This is a genomic window from Noviherbaspirillum sp. ST9 (assembly GCF_048799745.1).
In the GTDB taxonomy this organism is placed as follows: domain Bacteria; phylum Pseudomonadota; class Gammaproteobacteria; order Burkholderiales; family Burkholderiaceae_D; genus Noviherbaspirillum.
Map to the genome: position 1 here is coordinate 1 of NZ_JBLWFR010000050.1, position 843 is coordinate 843.

Annotated in this window: 1 protein-coding gene; it reads left to right on the plus strand. The window is 37.5% G+C overall.

Annotated features, from left to right (window positions below; all coding sequences use genetic code 11):
- Positions 1–240 precede the first annotated feature (240 nt).
- A partial coding sequence (locus tag ACNOHI_RS24670; protein WP_420477373.1) for a hypothetical protein occupies positions 241–843 on the plus strand: 603 nt, incomplete at its 3' end.

Below are 843 nucleotides of genomic sequence, written 5' to 3' on the forward strand. Positions count from 1 at the left end.
GCTTCGTGCCTTCCATCTTTTGCGGCAACAAATGTCGCTTTAGCAGTGAACTGTACGGATTTGGCTATGTTTCTTAGCCTGGGCTAAAGCCCCGACGATTGGGCAATAGAGCTACTATCATATAGATGCGCTGTTAGTAAACGAATGTTTGATTCTACGAAGTTTAGCAGGTTTGATATTAAAGAACAGGCGGGAAAACTACAAAATCTTTACTTACAAATGAGTTAATTTTTGTGAAAAGTGCGAACTATAAAGCTAATATCCTATTATTCAAACTGGAATGATAAATACGACCGGACTGCATCGCCAGCGGGTATTAATGTCATTAACTACCTGGCAAATGTCATTGCTGGCGATGAAGATTATTCTGTTGAGATCATATCCCCTTCCTGGATCACTTCTGCCGGGAAAACCAAATTGATTAAGAAGCAGAAGGTAACTATAGATAGAATAAGGATTACATATACTCCCTCTTGTGTCGGTTCTGGAAAGCTTATTCGCTTTGTAAATAAAGTTATATCGCGGATGTGGCTTATCGCATATTTAATCAAGAATATCAAAAGTCGTGAACCTATAATCGTATATCATGAACCATCCTTGATTTTTCCGATAAGGTTATTAAGATTTCTTAAACATCCGTATATCATCATGCTTACAGAGGAACTCTATTCAACCATTCCTAAGTTTAGTGGAATCGGCGTGGGTAAAGAGATTAATTATCTGCACAAGTCTGACGCTTTTATTTTCCCGACGATATTATTAAATGATGCCGTTAATTTACAAAACAAGCTTTATCTGATTCTGCATGGGATGTATAACGTCGAGAAAGACCGAAAAACTAAA